16 protein-coding genes are annotated in these 19,425 nt (G+C 39.2%); 3 read left to right on the forward strand and 13 right to left on the reverse strand.

Translation table 11 applies throughout. The features are described from left to right. Window positions 1–50: 50 nt before the first annotated feature. The 4 genes from WAA20_RS11255 to WAA20_RS11270 form a co-directional block, all read right to left on the reverse strand. Entirely contained in the window at window positions 51–1,046 is a 996-nt protein-coding gene (locus WAA20_RS11255) for a hypothetical protein (RefSeq protein WP_073386016.1), read from the reverse strand. Window positions 1,047–1,071: 25 nt separating this feature from the next. Beyond that, window positions 1,072–1,479, reverse strand: coding sequence for a thioesterase family protein (locus WAA20_RS11260; RefSeq protein ID WP_073386015.1), 408 nt, complete (start codon window positions 1,477–1,479; stop codon window positions 1,072–1,074). Window positions 1,480–1,859: 380 nt separating this feature from the next. Then, entirely contained in the window at window positions 1,860–2,675 is an 816-nt protein-coding gene (locus WAA20_RS11265) for a CPBP family intramembrane glutamic endopeptidase (RefSeq protein ID WP_073386013.1), read from the reverse strand. Window positions 2,676–2,980: 305 nt separating this feature from the next. After that, a complete protein-coding gene (locus tag WAA20_RS11270; protein ID WP_073386012.1) occupies window positions 2,981–4,207 on the reverse strand; it encodes an EAL and HDOD domain-containing protein in 1,227 nt (408 codons plus the stop codon). A gap of 276 nt (window positions 4,208–4,483) precedes the next feature. On the opposite strand from WAA20_RS11270, the gene WAA20_RS11275 reads away from it, so the two are divergent. Next, a complete protein-coding gene (locus WAA20_RS11275; RefSeq protein ID WP_073386010.1) occupies window positions 4,484–6,454 on the forward strand; it encodes a flagellin in 1,971 nt (656 codons plus the stop codon). Window positions 6,455–6,645: 191 nt separating this feature from the next. On the opposite strand, the gene WAA20_RS11280 is transcribed toward WAA20_RS11275, so the two are convergent. The 7 genes from WAA20_RS11280 to WAA20_RS11310 all read right to left on the reverse strand — a co-directional run bounded on the left by WAA20_RS11280 (window position 6,646) and on the right by WAA20_RS11310 (window position 15,483). Then, a complete protein-coding gene (locus WAA20_RS11280; protein WP_073386007.1) occupies window positions 6,646–7,221 on the reverse strand; it encodes a DJ-1 family glyoxalase III in 576 nt (191 codons plus the stop codon). 258 nt (window positions 7,222–7,479) lie between these two features. Next, window positions 7,480–8,283 carry an MBL fold metallo-hydrolase gene (locus WAA20_RS11285; RefSeq protein WP_073386005.1) on the reverse strand — a complete coding sequence of 268 codons (804 nt, stop codon included), beginning with the start codon at window positions 8,281–8,283 and terminating at the stop codon, window positions 7,480–7,482. Window positions 8,284–8,297: 14 nt separating this feature from the next. Further along, window positions 8,298–8,756, reverse strand: a complete 459-nt coding sequence (locus tag WAA20_RS11290; RefSeq protein WP_073386004.1) for an 8-oxo-dGTP diphosphatase — start codon at window positions 8,754–8,756, stop codon at window positions 8,298–8,300. A 194-nt stretch (window positions 8,757–8,950) separates the two neighbouring features. Beyond that, entirely contained in the window at window positions 8,951–12,001 is a 3,051-nt protein-coding gene (locus WAA20_RS11295) for an EAL domain-containing protein (protein WP_081373698.1), read from the reverse strand. A 153-nt stretch (window positions 12,002–12,154) separates the two neighbouring features. Further along, window positions 12,155–13,018 carry a sugar phosphate isomerase/epimerase gene (locus tag WAA20_RS11300; protein WP_073386000.1) on the reverse strand — a complete coding sequence of 288 codons (864 nt, stop codon included), beginning with the start codon at window positions 13,016–13,018 and terminating at the stop codon, window positions 12,155–12,157. Window positions 13,019–13,107: 89 nt separating this feature from the next. Next, on the reverse strand, window positions 13,108–14,262 hold the full coding sequence (locus WAA20_RS11305) for a Gfo/Idh/MocA family oxidoreductase (protein ID WP_073385999.1): 1,155 nt from the start codon (window positions 14,260–14,262) through the stop codon (window positions 13,108–13,110). A gap of 69 nt (window positions 14,263–14,331) precedes the next feature. Beyond that, window positions 14,332–15,483: a Gfo/Idh/MocA family oxidoreductase gene (locus WAA20_RS11310; RefSeq protein ID WP_073385997.1), complete on the reverse strand. Its 1,152-nt coding sequence runs from the start codon at window positions 15,481–15,483 to the stop codon at window positions 14,332–14,334. A gap of 167 nt (window positions 15,484–15,650) precedes the next feature. Between WAA20_RS11310 and WAA20_RS11315 the strand changes: the two genes are divergently transcribed. Beyond that, window positions 15,651–16,505 (forward strand): AraC family transcriptional regulator, encoded by an 855-nt coding sequence (locus WAA20_RS11315; RefSeq protein ID WP_167562670.1) that lies wholly within the window; start codon window positions 15,651–15,653, stop codon window positions 16,503–16,505. A 45-nt stretch (window positions 16,506–16,550) separates the two neighbouring features. Here the strand turns inward: WAA20_RS11315 and WAA20_RS11320 are convergent, their stop codons facing one another. Next, window positions 16,551–17,729: a cation:proton antiporter gene (locus tag WAA20_RS11320; RefSeq protein ID WP_073385994.1), complete on the reverse strand. Its 1,179-nt coding sequence runs from the start codon at window positions 17,727–17,729 to the stop codon at window positions 16,551–16,553. Window positions 17,730–17,738: 9 nt separating this feature from the next. Beyond that, complete coding sequence (locus WAA20_RS11325; protein WP_073385992.1) at window positions 17,739–18,080, reverse strand: helix-turn-helix transcriptional regulator; 342 nt, start codon at window positions 18,078–18,080, stop codon at window positions 17,739–17,741. A gap of 122 nt (window positions 18,081–18,202) precedes the next feature. Between WAA20_RS11325 and WAA20_RS11330 the strand changes: the two genes are divergently transcribed. Next, entirely contained in the window at window positions 18,203–19,183 is a 981-nt protein-coding gene (locus tag WAA20_RS11330) for an Rpn family recombination-promoting nuclease/putative transposase (RefSeq protein WP_073385991.1), read from the forward strand. Window positions 19,184–19,425: the final 242 nt, after the last annotated feature.

Consider the following 19,425-nt stretch of genomic DNA (forward strand, 5'->3'; position numbering starts at 1 on the left):
ATTAGGTTGTGCAAAACACAATGCCGATTTTGGCCTCTAACACTAAATCCTCAAAAAAGTCTTGGTAAATAGTAAAACAAAAGAACGATCAGTACTCCTATAAGTAAATATTTTAGTCTTTCCCTATCCACCTTACTTGGATTATGTAGCTTTTCATCACTTACAACATACCCAGGATAGTTATCGGGCTTTTCTTCAGGAATGAAGTCAGCTTCAACAGCTTTGCCATACCAGGTAGTTCCGGCATTTTCAGATATATACTTTTTGTATTTCTCAGCATTTTCAATATCACCAAGCTTTTTGGCTGTAAGATACAGATAGTACTGCCTTGCAACTTCATCCAAAGGTCTTTCCTGAGGAGTGCCAAGTACGGTATATATCTTTTCATAGTCATTATTTATGCAGCAATAAGCATAGTCTCTGTACAGCTGCAAGTCTTTGTATATCTTAAAATTCCATATAGAATGCCTAGCCTTAGGGTAAAGCTTGCATCCCTCGTCCGCACAGGATTTAACTGTATCATAGTCATTGTAGTAAAGCGCTATAAGCTGCTTTAAATGCAAAGCTATCAGCATATTGCCAGCTGTTGCGGATGCTTCCTGCATAAGGCCAAGACATTTAGACGCTTTATCTATTTTTCCAAGTCTATACAAAATGCTTCCAAAATTATACTGAGTAACACTCCACAACATCTGCTTGTTCAGGGTTGTCGGAACAAAGGAAAGGTACCTTGAAAGGCCTTTATCCGGGCGGCATTCTCTGAAGGCATATCTGTTAAGTTCGCGGTGAAGAACTCTTTTTTGCTTAAGGTATAATATTTCTGTAAGTAAAATAGCTACTACAATGAGCCTAAGCCAGGTACTATCATGCGGAATAAGCCTTCCACCTTGAAAGATATAAAAGGCACTTCCAAATACAACAATATAAAAAATAGTTCTTAAGAAATTGAACTTTCTTACACAATTGCCTTTAAATTCCTTATCTTCGTCGCATGCATCATCCCCGATTATCTGCAAAATTCTGTTCCACTCTTCTTTGTTACTCATGTTACTTATTCTCCCTCTAAAACTCTTACTCCGCAGCCAGGTCGCTAAGTACCTTGTAAAGCTCAGGCTGTTCGTCTTTCATACGTATAGGCCTTCCTTCTCTGTTTAAAAACGCATGAGAAGATGTAGCTTTACATACAGTCTTACCTTCCCCATTCTTCATCTCATATGCAAGATGGAGCTTAACGCCTTTAAACTCTTTAACCTTGACACTTATCTGAACATGGTCCGAGAACGTAGTACTGATCTTATAGTCGCAGGTCACATTCAAAACAGGTGATATTATACCCATCTCTTCAAGCTTTGCATAGTCCCATCCAATCTGAGACAGAAAATCTATCCTGGCTTCTTCCATCCACCTGATATAATTCGAGTGATGCGTTATACCCATCTTGTCGGTTTCATAGTATTGAACGATGTGTGTGTATTCCATGTCGTTGTCCTCTTTCCATAAAGCTTATATCTCATTTACAAAAACAAACGTAGTTCTACTATAACATATAATAATCTCAAACTTCGCACTTATAAAACCACTTAATAACTTGAATATTCCTGATACTGGCCGTTAATAAATGATTTTGGGGTCGTGAAAATTATATAAAATTCAAGGCATGATATCTGGAATAAATATATTCCGGGATTCACAAACTCGCTTCGCTCAAACAGGTGAATCCCAAACAGAATATATTTATTCCATCTATCAAGCTCTTGAATTTAATATAATTTTCAAAGACCCCAAAATCATTTATTAACGGCCAGTCTCAGGAATAGGCGAAGTCTTAATTATTTTACAAGTACGAAGTTTCAATCATTTTATTCATCTTCTTCATCTGCCAAAGCTTCGCTTGTGTTCTTATCTTCTTTGATCAAAAAGATAACTGCCACTATAAAGATAATTCCTATTACAACAAAATAAGCATATTGATCAAGGATCGTCATAAGAGAACTTGACGTCCAGTCTTTTACCAAATTGGTAGAATTAATAACTACGTCCGTAATAAAATGCATGAACATAGCAGCAAGGATGTTATGAGAATAAAGATAAATAGCAGCAAATCCAAATCCCCATACTCCTGTCAGTGCAAATTTAAGAATCGCATTACTTAAAGAATTTGCCGTCGCTGCGTGCACCAGCCCAAATATCACTCCGGAAATCAGGGCATACATGATACGTTTACCAGCTGTTTTATTTTCCTCCAAAAAGTAACCTTCGCAGACGAAGCCTCTAAAAACAATTTCTTCCCAAAGTGCAACCGCGATCTGCTCGAGAATAAGATATGTAAATATAATAGATACAGACGTATTTAGCCACGTAGGAGCACCAATTATGAAATATGTGATTATTACAAATGGTATGAACAAAAACATCGCTATTCCGGCAAAAAGGCCCTTGCCAAAACCGCGTAAATGAATTATCTCAGAAACAGTCTCTTTGTCATAGAAGTTCATGAAAACGAACAGGCTGACCATGAAGAACACTAGCCTTAAAACGCTTTTTATAAGATAACCAACAGCGCCGTCAATATATGGGCTTATCATAAGATCAATAACAATAAACATGATTGCAAACGCGACGCATATCACAATTCCCGAAAACTTTTTACTGCTACTTGTACTTGTATCAGTCATTTTTCGCACCTCGTATCATTGATTTTATATTATCTAAACTCTGCTCTATTGCGCTTTATTATTTATGATTTTATGAGATAGGTGTCAATAGTTTCTTTTGACACCTTATTACTATTTTTTAGTATTCTTAAATTCAAGCCTAGCATATATGGTATACCAAAACAAGACCTTCAATAATTCGATTATTACCGAATTCTATCGAAGGTCCTGATCATCAAACGCGCCATCAAAACAGCATTTATCTTTAATTCGCGGCCCAGGAAAAAATTAGCCTTGTACCAGCTCTAACACAAAAATCATCCTTTCTATTTAATGCTTATTATCTTTCTATACCAGTCCAGTGCCTCAAGATAAGCATCATAAGCCTGATTCTTGCGCATCTTGTTAAGAAGCATGATCCTTGATACATCAGTCCACTCCGCATCTTCGTATTGCAGGATAAACTCAAGTACCGGATAAATACGCCCCTTATGATCAAGAAGAGCCTGCCTGATATCGGTAGAAATCTTGACCATCTCAAGGCACTCTTTCATAGGCTTTTCAAGTATCTGATCAAGAACTGAGAAAAGACCCATCAGGAATATTTCTGCACTGAAAGGCTCAAGTTCAAAGTATTTTGACAGATTCTCAGCAAATCTTGCCCTTATCATGGACATTCTGGTGATCTCACTGGGTCTATCTGAGCACAGCTCCTTAGTAACAGCTGTTGTGATCCACTTTTTCAGCTCCTTCTGTCCCAAAAGAGCTGCAGCATGACGAACAGAAGATACACCTCTGTTAGATGTCATATGATTGACCATTTCAAGAAGTCTTACAACAAGCGCAGCATCCTGACCGATAACGTTGGCAGCATCTGCAATTTCAAAATCGGATTCATTTACCACGTTAAGGAGCTGCAAGTATGTAACCTTGAACGGAACAAGTTCTTTCTGACCTTTAGTAACAGGTGTTCTGAAAAAGAGTCCCTCATAAAGATCATAACTAGCCTTGCCCGATAACTCTTCATACTCTTCTCTTGTATTAACATTAACTGCGCACAGCTTCATATCTTTGTACATATGTTCAAAGTACTTGTGAGCCTTATCAATATCAATATTTCTGTGATCAAGGAAAATGTAACTGCACTTTTCCAAAACAGGACGATAATTCTCAAAATCAATAGGTTTAAGCTTCCTCATAGCAAACTTAAAGCCCGCATTCTGGATCTCACTAAGTCTGTTAACATACATTTCTTCAGGCTTAATAGAAGGGTCTATAAGGAGCACTACCCTGTCATGAGGCGCAAAACACTGCCCTGCAATATCTGTAAAAATAGATACATTGTTGATCTCTACAAATACCATGTGGTCCTGAGAAAGTGTTTCAAGACCTATTTTATTAACAATTTCAAGCCCTGTAACAACGCCCGCGCCATCAAACGCGCTTGTAGACTGGGTCACTGCATCCATGTAACTGTCTGATTTTTGCGCAAAGATAGAATATGCTCGAACTTCCATATTGTCACTAAACAATGGCATTAAAGTAGCTAACATATAATAGTCTCCTTCAGGCCGTTAGGCCAAGAGTTTAAGCTGTTTTCAGCACTTTTATTACATGAAAAATATGTAGTTGTAACTGGAATAAAACTTCTCCGCAATTTTATATCGGCTTTTTTATCCCGAATCTAAATCCTGTTTTGAGAAAAAAAGATACTTCTTAAATCTTAAGTAAGTACCGCCATTCCACCGATATATAAGGTGAAAGTAAGGATGCTTTCTCTATCAACATGACAAGGACGTTAGTTTTTTTAGTTATACAGGGAATACATTATGAGCGGCTTTGTCATTCAACACAATCTGGCTGCAATGAACTCGCAAAGGCAATACAATCTCACTGCAGACCGTAATTTCAAATCAGCTGAAAAGCTTTCTTCAGGATATAAGGTTAACCGCGCGGCGGACGATGCTGCAGGCCTTGCCATTTCTGAGAAAATGCGTCGTCAGATCAGGGGCCTCAGGCAGGCCGAAGACAATATCCAGGACGGAATAAGCTTCGTCCAGGTCGCAGACGGTGCTCTCAACGAAACCCACGATATACTTCAAAGAATGAATGAACTGTGTGTCAAAGCTTCAAATGACACTCTTTCAGATACTGACCGTTCTTATATTAACGAAGAGATTCAGGCTATAAAGAAAGAATCTGACAGAATATTCAACACAACATCTTTTAATGACAGGAATATCTGGAATATTGAGATTGAGGATCCGGTTATTGTGGGACATGATAACATACAGGCACTTAATGTTGCTGACAAAGATTATACCCATCATGATATATATCCGGAAAACAAAGACTACATGCCTGTTCCTAATACATTCATAGTTTCAGCAGATGCGACTAATGGTGTAAAAGTTAGCTGGACAAGTTTTAACGGGAATACTTATTCTTCTGACTACATCAGCTGGGAACAGCTTAAAGCAGACAATTATAAATATAATATATCTGAACACCTTTCAAGTTACTCTGGAGAAACGCTTGAACAACTCAAAGATTATCTTGATGAAACAATATATATGAGCGTTGAAACAACAACAGCAACAATTGAAGATTATGTTAAGGCCCTTAATAACGCAAAACTTGATGTCAATTTTTCCCAATATGCTACAGCTACCTTTGACTCACCATCAGATACTGGAGGTATAAGCGCATCAGCATCCATAAATATTTATGCAAAAGATAGTTCTTCAAAAGCCAGTACTAATGCATATTCATTTCAGTCTACTTCAAATGATCCATTTATAGAGCCTGTTACAACAAGCGGAACTAATCTTACTCAAATATCAGGTAATGGAACCTCAGATATTAATACAGCAAAGCAAAGTACAACTCCATGGATCTTCAAATTCAACATGTCAGGAATTGGAGGAGTAACAGCAAAATCCTCAAGCGTGACATTCTATTCAACTGATTCAAGACCTGAAAATGAAGATGTTTGGTGGGAATATACAAACAGCTGGAAAACCGGCACCAGAATTTTAACTCATACTGCTACAAAAGGCGGTAATCTTGCTGGTGTCATGGAAGCTCTTACTGGTAGTACGGGTGTTTTAACTCAAGATAACCTTGGTGACACAAATGTTGGCGGAACTGTTGAAATCAACTTTTCATTAACAGCAGATACATCATTTAGTTCAGCAGGAAATTCTTCAAGAACAGACGTTGGATCCATGACAATAACAATTCCTGTTACCACCTCAGATACAGAACAAACTATTCTAAACAAGGTAAATAAGGCACTAAACCCAACAACTATTATAGATCTGAGTCATGAAGGAAAAGATTACTTTTACTGGGAAGCTCCCGAAGAAAAATCTAGCATAGTTAAAGTCCCCGTATACGGCGGTCAGATAGGCATGATTATTCAGAGCGGTTCAGAAGCAGACAACGACATTCCGATCGTATACGAAAAGCTCAATAACGGCGTTCTCGGAATCAGAAACCTCGAAATAACAGATTCAGCTTCTGCCCAGGCTGCAATTGATACATTAAAGGGAGCATTTAAGATTGTTAATGAACAGCGTTCACTCTTTGGTGCTTACCAGAACAGAATGGAACACGCAGTCCTTAACGATAACAACATCCGTATCAACACACAGGACTCAGAGTCTCAGATAAGAGATACAGATATGGCTAAAGAAATGGTCAACTATTCGCTTACAAACATCCTAAAGCAGTCCGGCGAATCAATGCTGGCACAGGCTAACCAGTCTAAACAGGGCGTAATGTCACTGTTACAGTAAACAAAAAACGCATATAACAAAAATGAGAACGTAGTGCTGTATCAGCATTTCGTTCTCATTTTCTATCCAATTGAAAACAGGTGGCAAAATTTCTTCTACCACCTGCTTATTTTTGATTTTATGATTATAACCATTATAAATTCTAAAACACAATTTGATTAAGTCTTTAAGCCCCTTAGGCATGTCCCCAATCAGCCTGAATATAAAATATTAGACTTGATATAAGATGCAGCTCCATCACCCAGATAATATTTAACGATAGCAAGTGCAAATGGAATTGCAGTACCCATTGCACGGCTTGTGATAATATTATCAGATACAACAACCTGCTCTCTTGAAACAAGCGCGCCTTCAGATTCAAGCTCTGCTTCCTTGGACGGATTACAGCAAGCCTTAACACCCATCAGTATACCAAGCTCAGCAAGTACAGAAGGAGCAGCACATATAGCTGCTAATCCCTTGCCAAAACCTGCAAATGTGATTATCTCCTTGCACAGCTTATCGCAAGCCCTGAGATTAGGTGTTCCAGGCATTCCGCCAGGAAGAATGATCATATCGTACTCGTCAAAGTTGAGTTTATCAATAGTAGTATCACATTTAATGACGACTTCATGTGATGATTTAACGTATTCATCTGCGTTTATTGAAACTTTAGTGCAGGGGATTCCTGCTCTGTACAGAATATCATAGGTTGTAAGTGCTTCTACTTCTTCACATCCATCAGCAAAAAATATAGCAGTCTTCTTATCAGTCTTAGCATTGAACATAACAGTGTCTCCCTTCACTATAAAATGATCTTGTGGTCAGATGCCCAGTGGCAGATAACTCCCCCATTTGCATCACAATATAAAATAAAAGACTGGTATAGCAAAGTTCTGATTCATAGTAACAAGAACCTGCCTTTTACCCTTACATAATTTTATCACGTTAGTTTAGATAATAATACCCTTACAGCAAAAATCCCGACATTAACTATGTATCTTACAACATCTTTTGATAATAATAATCAATAGCCATAATAATATTCAATCACTGATCTTCTTTGGTATCACATACTCCGTTTTGCCGCCGATCCTCTCCATCTCTTCAACGAATTCTGCCGGGTCAGCTGTATTGCCTTTTACCATATCAAAGTGCATTGGATAGACAACCGATACCTTAAGTTCCAGCGCCAGAAGCGCCGTTTCCTTGCCGGAGAGGTTACCGATTATACCTCTTGCTTCTCTCTCATCATCTCTTCCATTGATCGGGGAAAAGAGCACGTCGATATGCCCAAGCTTTTTAAGACTCTTAACAAGCCTGTCTGTGCGATAAGTATCCCCAAGATGCACATATCTGTGCCCATTCCAAAGGATCGAATATAAAAGATTCCTGTCAAGTCCGTCTGCATCAAGCTTGTGAACAGGATGCGCTGTAGAGATAGCAGTTACTTCTATACTATTTTCATTAATACTTTTGGAATTATCTTTAACTTTGAAAACAATACCACTTTGTGTCAGGATCTTGCTCTCACCATCATCAAAGGTTATGATCCTGTCTTCAGGTATACCATTTTGAACAAGAGTCTTTTTGCATCCGGATGGAATCACGAATCTTGTCTTATCATTAGAATTTGCGAAGCCGCTGACTGTCGCGATATCAAGGTGATCGATGTGATCATGTGTGCAAAAGCAAAAGTCAGGTGCTATATCTGAAGGCCTCATCACAGGAGGATAATTCATGATAGACTGCCCATTTTCCTGAAGATCAGAAAGAACAGGATCTATAACTATACTCATATCATCCTCTTCCATTAGAAATCCGCACTGCCCCAAGAATTTAATATCCATCCCATCCCCCTTATTCAATAGGTATACAACTGCTGATCCACGATCTCATCGCCCTTATAGGACAACTTTATAGAAAAGAACTCGTCGCTTTCCAGCATGATCTTAAGAAAGATCCTGTCGCCATCCCAAAGATTAAGATCCATGATCTTATCTTTATCGATCCAGCGAAGCTCTCCTTCGTTACAATCAGTAATGCTTCCTGAAAACTTATCAGATGTGAAAACGAAGATATACTCATCTTCCCATCCTTCTGATGAAAACGTCAGAACACCTCGCATCTTAAGATTTTCAAGCTTTATACCGGTCTCTTCAAAAGTTTCGCGAATAACGCATCCTTCAGGACTTTCTCCCTTTTCACATTTGCCGCCGACTCCGATCCATTTACCTTCATTAACATCATGCTCTTTTTTATTTCTAAGGAGCATTAAATACTTATCATCTTTTTCCAAATAACAAAGTGTTGAAACAACCATAGAAACCTCCGCATCTATAATCAGTATACATTAAAGAGTCCAAACTTCCCAGCTGTTTAGAGTATATAATGACTGTTGTTTCTCAAAAATAACCACCAGCAAACGCCGGTGGTTACTGATTAATATACTTATGCAGTCAGCTGTAAAACTTGCAGATATACCTTTCGCAGTAACATAGTTATATTCTTTACATATCAATCTTTAATCGCCTTCTCCTCAAATTCATCAGCAGGAAGCGGTTTTGAGAAATAGAAGCCCTGGATCAGATCACAGCCTCTCTTTTTCAGGAATTCCATCTGCTCTTTGGTCTCAACACCTTCTGCTACAACTACGAGCTTAAGGCTTCTTGCGATATCGAGGATAAGCTCTACCATTTGTACATCCTTGCTGTCATCATCTTCTCCCTTGATATCCTTGATGAAGCTCCTGTCAAGCTTAAGAACATCAATAGACATACGAGACAGCATATTAAGAGATGAATAACCTGTTCCGAAATCATCCATCTCGATATGATAGCCTTTACTTCTAAAACACCTTATAACTTCAAGTATCTGCTCTTCGCCCTCAGTATAGGCTGATTCAGTGACTTCCAGATGGAGATTTTCACGCCCTATTCCGGTTTCTTCGACTATTCCTTCAATTGTCTTTTCAAGGTCAGGATCGAATATATCAATGCGGCTTAAGTTAACAGAAATAGGGATCACCTTACCGTATTTTTCTTTCCACTGCGCTATATATCTTGCAGTTTCAGCCCATACATAACGATCCAGAATACCTATCTGACTGCTCTTTTCAAAAAGAGAAATAAAATCGCCCGGAGGTATCATTCCAAGCTCGTGGTGCTTCCACCTTACAAGAGCTTCAGCACTGCCTATCACAGGAGGATCCACCTGCACGTTATATTTTGGCTGGAAGTATACAAGGAACTCTTTGTTCTCAATGGCATATTTAAGGTCGTTTAGAAGTCTTTGTTCAAGGATCTCTTTGGTCCTCATCTCTTCATTGAAGACCACAAGTCTTGAATGGCGTCCGCTCCTTGTCATATTGCAGGCAGCTCTTGCTCTATCAAAGAGCTGTACCGGCTCAAGGCCATCATGCCACGGCATTACACCCATCCTAAGGAAGATATTAACGTCCTCCGTACACTCATCAAGACGTCTTTGGAAGCGGTCAAACAATCCCTGATAATCATCTATATGTTTAGTATATATTTCGAACCTGTCTGCTGTAGTTCTGCAGGCAATTCCGGCGCCTCCACCTATTATCTTTTTTATCTCATCGCCAAGGCCTTTAAGTACCGTATCTCCGAAGTTCCAGCCATACAAGGCATTAACTACATGGAACTGCTCGATATTCATTACGATAGCATCCATCATGTTAGACGGATTTTCCCTATACATACGACTCGAATACTCAAAGAAGATGTTTCTGGTATAGAGTCCTGTAAGCGAATCGCGCTCAGTTGCAGTGATCAGCATCTGACGCTCCTGTGCCATCTTATCTGATTTAAGTCTTGTAAGAAGGAGGAACAGCATTAGGAATACCAATACTGTTGTTACCGCAAATGCAACGGCCCAGTTATCTCTAAGATAATCGGAAAATGATACCTTTGTTGTAGTATTTGTATATTTTGAAAGCATTGCATCAACAACAGGTTCTTCTATGGCACTTACTGTTTTATCAAGTATCGAAAACAGTATAGTGTCACTCCTTCTTACGGCAAAAGAAAATTCCATCTTCTCGCCGGTATCAAGAAGTGACAATTTGTGCCTGCGCCTTAATCTGTCATTGGTATTTATTCTGTAGCCGTTGACCATGGCACAGTCTGCAGTTCCGTTTTCAACAGCCGCATAAACTTTATCCAGGGTTGGTTGCCAGGATATCTCCCATTCTGGAAAATAATCTTTTACAAAGTTATCAAAATTAACGTTGCCCTCAAGAAGAACAACTCTGGTTCCTTCTGCATCAAAAACAGCCTTGTCTTCTCCTGTTCTTACAAGAGCATAGATCTCAGTACTCATAATAGGAGTAGTTACAAAAAGATCTCCTTCTTCACTGTCATAAGCACTCATATTCACCGGGAATACAGCATCTATTTCGCCTGCATCAAGGGCAGCTATTGCTTCCTCAGTAGTTCCAAATGCTACTGCTTCATAATTGATCACAGTACCATCAACACAAGCAGAAGCATACTCGAGGAAATCCTTAAGTGCACCGGATATATATCCATCATCTTCAAAGCAGAATGGTTCATAGTTATCCCTATATCCCACTTTGATCGTAGAGTTATTTTCAAGCCACTGTCTTTCTTCCTTGGTGAAAATAATACCTGTGCTAAATGTCCAGATGTATTTCTGATATAACCTTTGATTATAGAATGGATCTTCGTTTTGAATTGTTTTAAGGGCATGGTCAAGATCTGTAAGAATGTCAGGTCTTTGAGCACTTACAGCAAAGTAATAATCAGATGACCCTATCTTACAAACAGGAGCGCATTCTTCCCTTCTTCCATATGTATCAAGTGAAACAAAAACATCAACGTCGCCAGTCTGTAACAAATCTATAGATTCATCATTCGACTGGTCAATAATCTCAACGATGTTTGCTGTTATGCCATTGGTTCTGGCCCAGTCTTTAAGTATCTCTTCCTGTATGCTACCCTGGTTAACGGCGAATTTTTTGTTATTAAAAACGCTAACATCGTCAGACATCAGCTCCGTGTTATTCGGGCTTACATAGATATAATAAGATTCCGTGCCCATAGGGAGCGATGGATAGAGAATGCTCTCAGCTCTTTCTGCGGTAAAAGATACATCGCTAAGAAGATCGATATCGCCGTTCATTAGCATCTGCAAAAGCTCCGGCCATGTACCTTCTACATACTCATAGGTCCAGCCTGTATATGTTACTATCTTCTGCTGATATTCGTATGCGATTCCAGTTTTTCTGCCAAATTTATCAGTATAATTGTAAGAAGCTTCATACCATCCAACGCGAACCACTTTACCTTCGCCGCTCGAAGGCGTTGCAGCAGTCGGAGTCCTGGTGGCATTTACACCTATGCCAATGCTTTGTTCACCATCATCCATCATGGCAGAGCTTTGAATTGAATACAGGGAAGCAAAAGACAAGACGCACATCAAAACAAGAAGAGACAGAACCCTCTTCGAGAAATTTTTTACTATTCTGTTATGTGCCTTTTTGAAAGAAAAAATCATCCAATCACCATAACAAAAACAGTACATTTTTACGTTAATATTATAACATATTATTGTTATATGAAATAATTTTATCTTTTAAATAAAAACTTCTCACATTATGTTAGGTTACCGTGAGATATTCATCTAACAAATGTGAGAAGTTTAAAGTAGCTGATTTCAGTAATGGATATGTGCAATTTATTTTATCTTATTGAGTATCTTGATAAGAGACTCATGTGCCAGTGCGAATCCTTCAAATCCGCTTAAGACAGCGCCGCTACTAGCGATCGGTGTCTTGTTGCCACGTTCTAGTCCGTCAAAGCCCTTGAAATCAAAAAGATGGGGCTCAAGAGATAAAAAGCCGTTAAAGCCGCTGCTAAAGAGTTTTCCAAGGATTTCTTCGACGTTGCCATCTCCAAAACCGGCAGGAACCACTATACCGCTTCCGTTTCTTGCATCCTTGATATGCATATATACTATAAAATCTTTAAGAAGTTCGTATGCTTCAAGTGTATCCTGACCCGCTTGGACGAAGTTGGCAAAGTCGAATATTGCGCAGAAGTTGTCACAGGCAAATTCATCCATAAGTTCGCGGCATTCAGGAGCTTTCTCGCCGTATATGCCTTTTTCGTTCTCATGTAGAAGGACTACATCGCTTTTCTTTGCATAATCTACAAATCTGCCCATGCGCTCAAAAACTTCATCCCTGAACTCTCTGCGCTTATCATCAGCCACATAGAAGCTGAACATGCGGATATTCTTTGTATCCATCATGTTAGCTATCTCACAGGCCCTTTTGAACTGCTCAAAATGAGGTTCGAATGGATCTTCAATCCCTATTTTACCAAGAGGTGAACCTAGTGCAGAGAGTTTAATTCCTGCATCATCAAGCTTATTCTTTATTTCTTTTACCTTATCATCTGTATGGAAAATAAGATTATCTCCGTCAACGCCTCGCATTTCGATATATTTAATACCAAGCTTTTTGACGCTTTCTATCTGAGTATCAAGTTCCTGGGCGATTTCATCGGCAAATCCGGTTATCTTTTCGTATGAATTCATGTGAAATTCTTCTCCTGTTTTTCTCTTTTTAGAATTTGGATCCTGGTATTGATTTTTTCTCTTGTTTGCATGTTTTTATTAAACTATTGTCAGTATGTTCCGGTTGTATCAAATACAATTCCGGTATCTTCTTTTAATTTGGAGGTCTTTCTTCTTTTGTTCAGTTCTTCAAGGAAAAGATCTTCATCTATAGGAAGTTCGACGGTTTTATCAAGCCATGAAGAAAGGAACATTGCGTTTGAAAGCATCAGGCCGTTGATACCTTCCTGACCATCAGCAATAAGCGGCGAATTGTGTAGTATTTTATTAGTAAATGCCTTGAATACGCCTACATGCTGCTCATTCATTCCGTCTGTTTCAACTATGATCCGTTCTGTCTCAGGCTTTGCAAAGCCGTTTTTTTCAGTCTTGCAAAACTCTCTTTCACTTATTTTAAGCTTGTCCATTATGAGCTTGTCGTGTTCACATACGATCTTAGCTTTGTCAAATGTAAGCTCCAAACGGTTGGTGCCGGGGGCATCGCCTGTTGTAGTTACAAATACGCCTGTAGCGCCGCCTTCAAATTCCATGTATGCAGTAACATCATCTTCAACCTCGATATCGTGCCACTTGGCTTCATGGCAGAATGCGCGTACTTTTACAGGAAGTCCGCAAAGCCACTGTAAGAGGTCCAGCTGGTGCGGGCACTGATTAAGTAAAACTCCGCCACCTTCACCTACCCAGGTTGCCTTCCAGCCAGCTGCATCATAATAGGCCTGTGTTCTATACCAGTCTGTGATGATCCAGTTGACGCGCTTGAGTTTACCAAGTTCGCCGCTTTCTATCATCTCGTGAAGCTTTCTGTATACGCAGTTTGTACGCTGATTGAACATTATGGCAAATACCTTGTCTGACTTTGCTGCAACCTCATTCATCTGCCTTACCTGCTTGGTATAGACACCTGCGGGCTTTTCGCTAAGAGCGTGTACTCCATGTTCAAGGGCGTAGATAACATATTCCGGGTGAAAATAATGAGGCGTTGCTATGAGGACCGCATCGCACTTTCCTGAATCAATAAGTTCTTTTCCATCAGAAAATAGAGATATGTCTTCAGGCAGATTCTCCCTAGCCCAGTCAAGCCTTGCCTGCCTGACATCTGCAACCGCAGTTAATCTAAGGCCTGGCACCTGACCTTCTGTAATGGTTCTTGCATGGTTAGTGCCCATACCGCCTATTCCTATAATTCCTATTCTTACTTCTTCCATATTCAACCTCTTATAATCTAAAATCTATGATTAAAGCATAATGTATTTTCTTTCGAAACATAGTTATGACTAGCTCATGTGATTTGAACATATGACCATATCGCCAACTCTTATATATGATGCTCCACCGCCTGAAGTCAGGATATGTTCAGCTTGGCTATCTTCGTAAATCTTCATCATGGTATTGAAGGTATTCGTTGCTCCACCCAGATCGTTTTGAAATCTCTCTCCAGATTCAAGGCACTTATAGAAATCTCTGATGCAGGCTTTGTGTCCGCAGCCCCAATAGTCCTTGCCAATACCCTGCTGCCTCTCACAAAGAAAATGTTCCGGATCCTTGCCTTCCGCATACAGGCTTACTTTCCTGCCATTCAAACTGATCCTGCCCGTTTCACCCTGAATATCTATGATGACAGGAGCATCTGTTACATATCCGTTTGATGCATAAAAGCACCCACGCCTTCCACCTTCAAACATCATCCATGCTTCCACAGTATCTTCAACTTCTATAGAAGGCAGGTGATGATTAGAGATAGATGCTTTCACCTGTTCAGGCTCACCAAGATATCGAAGCATCAGATCAAGCGTATGTATGGACTGGTTTATAAGCGCACCGCCACCCTCAGTTTCAAATCTTCCCTTCCAGGGACTTCCTTCATAGTAGCTTCTATCTCGCCTCCAGGTAACAAATGCACGAACGCCTGTAACTTCCCCGATCCTGCCTTCAGCTATCAGCTTATCCATTAAAAGAGTTGTTTCGTTATACCTGTTCTGAAAGCAATATCCAAGTAATCCCGGATGCTTCAAGTCTGCATTTTTCAACTCATCAAACTGCTCTAAACTTATAGCACAGGGCTTTTCGCAAAAGACAGCCTTGCCCCTTTTAATAAATTCCACCGCCATCGGCGCATGAAGATAATGCGGCGTACAGATATGAACTGCGTCTATATCAATATCAAGAAGATCGTGCCAATTGGTATATATTAAAGACTCCTTTTCTCTCTTATCCTCAAATACACCATCAACTTCCTTGTCGTCTGTATACTTTTCTGAATGTATACTGCCACGATTCTTTTCATTTAAATACTTATCAGCAATATTCCTTGCCCTTGATACGTCAACATCGCACAATGCGCATATCTCTACATCTTCCATGTTACCAAGGGTCCACGCATGCACCTGCGCAATACTCCCGCAGCCAATTATTCCAACTTTTTTCATTTACAAATTTCCTTTATAACCATCTATATAAATTAATTACTTAAACAAAGCTATACCTATGTTTGCTTTATTCTTCAAGGCTATTGTATATATTACGATCAGGTTTTAATATGTATATAAAATACTATTTTTATGTATTTTTCCGACTTATATATAAGGAGCACTCCATGTCATTAGAAAGCGAAAACAATAACACACTCATATTTCAAGTGGGACCGCCATTTGATATGGCTTACCACAACAGTATTACTCACTACCCTGTCGGCCCCCATTCTCATAACGCGGCAGAGCTCTACTTCACCCTTACAGACCTTCCGGATGTTCTTCTTGGTGACACTGTTCTTGCGGTTCCTGCCGGAACCCTTATCATCATTCCGCCATTTTGCGTTCACCAGCTCTATCATGAAGCCGGAGAAAAATATGAACGCTACATCCTTACGATTCATGACAAATGGCTTGATGGCGTACTCTGCGAAGGTTCATCTGAGTTTGCTTATATAAAAGAAGGCAGCAAGCCACTACTTCTTTTCCCAGATGTCGAACAAAAAAGAGAGCTCATCCGCCATTTTGACGGACTGCTCTCTTATATGGACAATCGTACCACTCCAGATTCCATGGTAGCTTTCTTTAGCCTGCTTGGAGATATTCATTTTCTTAAGATGAAACAAAAGAAAACTCATTCCATGAAAGTATCAGCCTCCCAGAAGAAGGTCAACGACATCATTTCATATCTCTCTGAACATCTTCAGGATAATCTTACCATATCAGATCTGGCTGCACATTTTTATTTGAATCCTGATTATCTTGCACGCCTTTTTAAACGCCACATGCATGTATCTTTAGGGCATTATATAACTCTTCAGCGTATTAGTGCAGCTCAGACGCTTCTTCGTGAGGGGAAGACTGTTCGTGAAGTCCAGGAATATTTAGGGTATTCAAGTTATACATACTTTTTCAAAACATTTCAGAAGATCACCGGCATCTCTCCAAGTAGCTATAGACGTATGACTTTTCTGTGTTAAAGTCTAAAACCTTGCTATAGTCACACTTTATAGAGTGGCCTATTATTACTTTTTATCCAAGAATCTCTTATAAGTTCTGTCAATTGCAAATGCTCCAAGTGGCGCGGTTATCACGATTGCAAGAACTGCAACTGTTAAAACCGTGTCACCGCAGGCAAGTCCTGCAGATAACGGAATTCCACCGATCGCAGCCTGTACGGTTGCTTTAGGAGTGTAAGCCAGCATGACAAAGAGTCTTTCTTTTTTGGACATCTTCGTTCCAAGAAGGCATATAAATACGCCAAACATTCTGAAAACGAGTGCTCCTATTATGAGAAGAACTGCTACCGGGCCAACTTTCCCAATGTATTCTATGTTTATGGCAGCTCCAACTAGAACGAATAATAAAACTTCTGCTGCCACCCAGAGCTTTTCATATTTCTTGGATAGTCTTATTGCTACTATCTCTCTTTTTTTCTTAAGTCCAATTCCAATGAACATGATAGCAATCAAAGCTGAGAATGTGATAGGTGTATTTAGGCTATCTTCAGTTACTACAAGAATGAAAGAAATGCACAGGATGATCAGGACTTTGGTGGTGTCTCTTATATGTATTTTTTCAAAATATAGAGATAATATATATCCGGTCACAAGTCCTATGGCAATTCCGAGTACGATGGATACAGGGATGTTAACAAAGCTCATAACAAAAACGCCTTGTCCCTGGATCATTCCAAGGAATGTTGTAAATAAAACTATGACATATACATCATCTACTGAAGCTCCTGCAAGGATCAGCTGCGGTATGCCTTTATCTACGCCGTAGCCTTCATCCATGAGCTTCACCATACGTGGTACTACTACTGCGGGTGATACTGCTGCAAGTACGGCTCCAAGAATAGCTGCTTCAAGTAGTGATAAACCAAGAAGCCTTGGTGCAAGTATCATCATTCCTATAAGTTCACAGCTTGCCGGCACGAAGCACATGAGAAGAGCCGGTCTTCCTATTTTCTTAAGTCCTGACAGATCAAGGCCAAGCCCAGCTCTTGTAAGTATGATTATCAGTGCGATCTTACGAAGTTCTGATGATATTCCCAGGATACTGTCATCTATCAGATTTAGGATATGAGGACCAAGGATCATTCCTGTAAGAAGTAATCCAATTAGACTTGGGAGCTTAATCTTCTTACAGATAAAGCCTAGGAACATCCCTATTATAAACATTAGTGAAATACTTAATAACATGATCAACCTCTATTGTTTCATTGCTGTTAGCTGCTTGTAGTACTCTAATAGTCTTCTTGTTTGAGAATCGTCATTTTTAATTGATTGTACAAGAGCAAATAACTCAGGTTCATCAGATGCCGAGATAGTTATGGTCTCACATTTCGGTTTATCTGACAAGCCGTAAAGGTAATCTGTTGTTGTATTGAACGCATTTGCAATAAAACTTACAGTTTGAAATGATGGTTCTCGCTCGCCTCTTTCATAACGTCCATATCCCATCGCCGACATGTTGAGTTTTCTGGCGGCAGCAGCTTTACTGATTCCAAGTGATTCGCGAAGTTGTATAAGTCTCTCTGGCTGGAATTTCATAATACCTCCTTGACATATAACCAATGGATATATATACTTGTGTAACCGACGGTTATATTTTAAAAGAATAGCCTTTTCGTGTAAAGGTTATAATTTAGGCATTTGAATTCAGGAAGGGATTTATGGGGGATAAAGATTTATTAGCCAAACAATACTTGGCTCAAAATGACGTGTTTGCCGATGCTTTTAATTTCTTTTTGTTTGATGGTAAGAAAGTTATAAAACCAAAAGAATTAGAAGAACAGGATGCTACAGAACTTGCAGTCATTCAGAAGATGAAAACCGTCTTTTCTAATCAAAAAATGAGAGACGTTTTAAAACTATGCACAATAAAACATAGTAAATTGGCAACACTCGTCTTATTAGGAATTGAAGCACAATCTAATGTCCATTATGCAATGCCGGTTAGAGATTATCTATATGATGCTCTTAATTATGCATCACAGGTTGAAGCAATCCGTAAGAAACATAGTGAAGATAAGGATCTTAAAGGCGATGAGTATATATCAGGATTTTCTAAAAAGGATCGGATAATCCCAGTTATAACGCTTTGCATATGTCTGGATAAGAAAAAATGGGATGCACCAAGATCATTATTCGATATGTTTGGAGAAGTCGATCCAAGAATCAGAGAATATGTAGATGATTATAAACTCAATCTTATTACTCCGGACGAAATTGATGACTTTACAAAGTTCAATTCTCAATTAGGAATTCTACTTGAATTCATCCATAATTCGGATGACAAAGATAAGCTGCGTGATATAATAAACACAAGGAAAGAGTATACGAGCGTTGATGTAAGAACTGTTAATATGATCAATTTGTTTACATCAGCGAATATTTCTGTAGATAATGCCAAAGGAGGGCAAGTTGACATGTGCCAAGCTATACAAGGAATAATTGAAGATAGTCGTGCTGAAGGTCATGCTGAGGGCCATGCTAAAGGCCGCGCTGAGGGTCGTGCTGAGGGTGCTGATATGTTAGCAGAACTCCTTAAGGTATTAAAACCTGGAAGTGACGAGTTCAATAAAGCATTAAATGCAACTGAAGCAGAAAGACAAGAACTATATAAGAAGTATAATATTACCAGCAAAAAATAAGGGTATTCAAAGATTTTGAGGGTATAGTTTGAGGGTCTGGTTTGAGGGGCTATCGTGATAATAAACAAAGCCAGGATTAATTAGTTATTGAAACTAACTAATCCTGGTTCTTTTTATGAAGGGATTGTTCCCCACACTTCCTCCTTCTCTTATGATGTTTCTTGGAATAAATATCGAAGGAGGATACATGAATAGTATCACAGATTTATTGGACCTTGAAGATAACGATATGATAAAAGTGG

The organism is Butyrivibrio fibrisolvens (assembly GCF_037113525.1).
Lineage (GTDB): Bacteria > Bacillota > Clostridia > Lachnospirales > Lachnospiraceae > Butyrivibrio > Butyrivibrio fibrisolvens.

Excerpts from the sequence above, each read along its gene's own strand:
- WAA20_RS11275 (WP_073386010.1), top strand. The coding sequence starts at position 4,484 with ATGAGCGGCTTTGTCATTCAACACAATCTGGCTGCAATGAACTCGCAA.
- WAA20_RS11265 (WP_073386013.1), bottom strand. The coding sequence starts at position 2,675 with ATGACTGATACAAGTACAAGTAGCAGTAAAAAGTTTTCGGGAATTGTG.
- WAA20_RS11320 (WP_073385994.1), bottom strand. The coding sequence starts at position 17,729 with ATGTTATTAAGTATTTCACTAATGTTTATAATAGGGATGTTCCTAGGC.
- WAA20_RS11280 (WP_073386007.1), bottom strand. The coding sequence starts at position 7,221 with ATGTTCAATGCTAAGACTGATAAGAAGACTGCTATATTTTTTGCTGAT.
- WAA20_RS11300 (WP_073386000.1), bottom strand. The coding sequence starts at position 13,018 with ATGAATTCATACGAAAAGATAACCGGATTTGCCGATGAAATCGCCCAG.
- WAA20_RS11310 (WP_073385997.1), bottom strand. The coding sequence starts at position 15,483 with ATGAAAAAAGTTGGAATAATTGGCTGCGGGAGTATTGCGCAGGTGCAT.
- WAA20_RS11315 (WP_167562670.1), top strand. The coding sequence starts at position 15,651 with ATGTCATTAGAAAGCGAAAACAATAACACACTCATATTTCAAGTGGGA.
- WAA20_RS11285 (WP_073386005.1), bottom strand. The coding sequence starts at position 8,283 with ATGGATATTAAATTCTTGGGGCAGTGCGGATTTCTAATGGAAGAGGAT.
- WAA20_RS11295 (WP_081373698.1), bottom strand. The coding sequence starts at position 12,001 with ATGTACTGTTTTTGTTATGGTGATTGGATGATTTTTTCTTTCAAAAAG.
- WAA20_RS11290 (WP_073386004.1), bottom strand. The coding sequence starts at position 8,756 with ATGGTTGTTTCAACACTTTGTTATTTGGAAAAAGATGATAAGTATTTA.
- WAA20_RS11305 (WP_073385999.1), bottom strand. The coding sequence starts at position 14,262 with ATGGAAGAAGTAAGAATAGGAATTATAGGAATAGGCGGTATGGGCACT.
- WAA20_RS11330 (WP_073385991.1), top strand. The coding sequence starts at position 18,203 with ATGGGGGATAAAGATTTATTAGCCAAACAATACTTGGCTCAAAATGAC.
- WAA20_RS11255 (WP_073386016.1), bottom strand. The coding sequence starts at position 1,046 with ATGAGTAACAAAGAAGAGTGGAACAGAATTTTGCAGATAATCGGGGAT.
- WAA20_RS11270 (WP_073386012.1), bottom strand. The coding sequence starts at position 4,207 with ATGTTAGCTACTTTAATGCCATTGTTTAGTGACAATATGGAAGTTCGA.
- WAA20_RS11260 (WP_073386015.1), bottom strand. The coding sequence starts at position 1,479 with ATGGAATACACACACATCGTTCAATACTATGAAACCGACAAGATGGGT.
- WAA20_RS11325 (WP_073385992.1), bottom strand. The coding sequence starts at position 18,080 with ATGAAATTCCAGCCAGAGAGACTTATACAACTTCGCGAATCACTTGGA.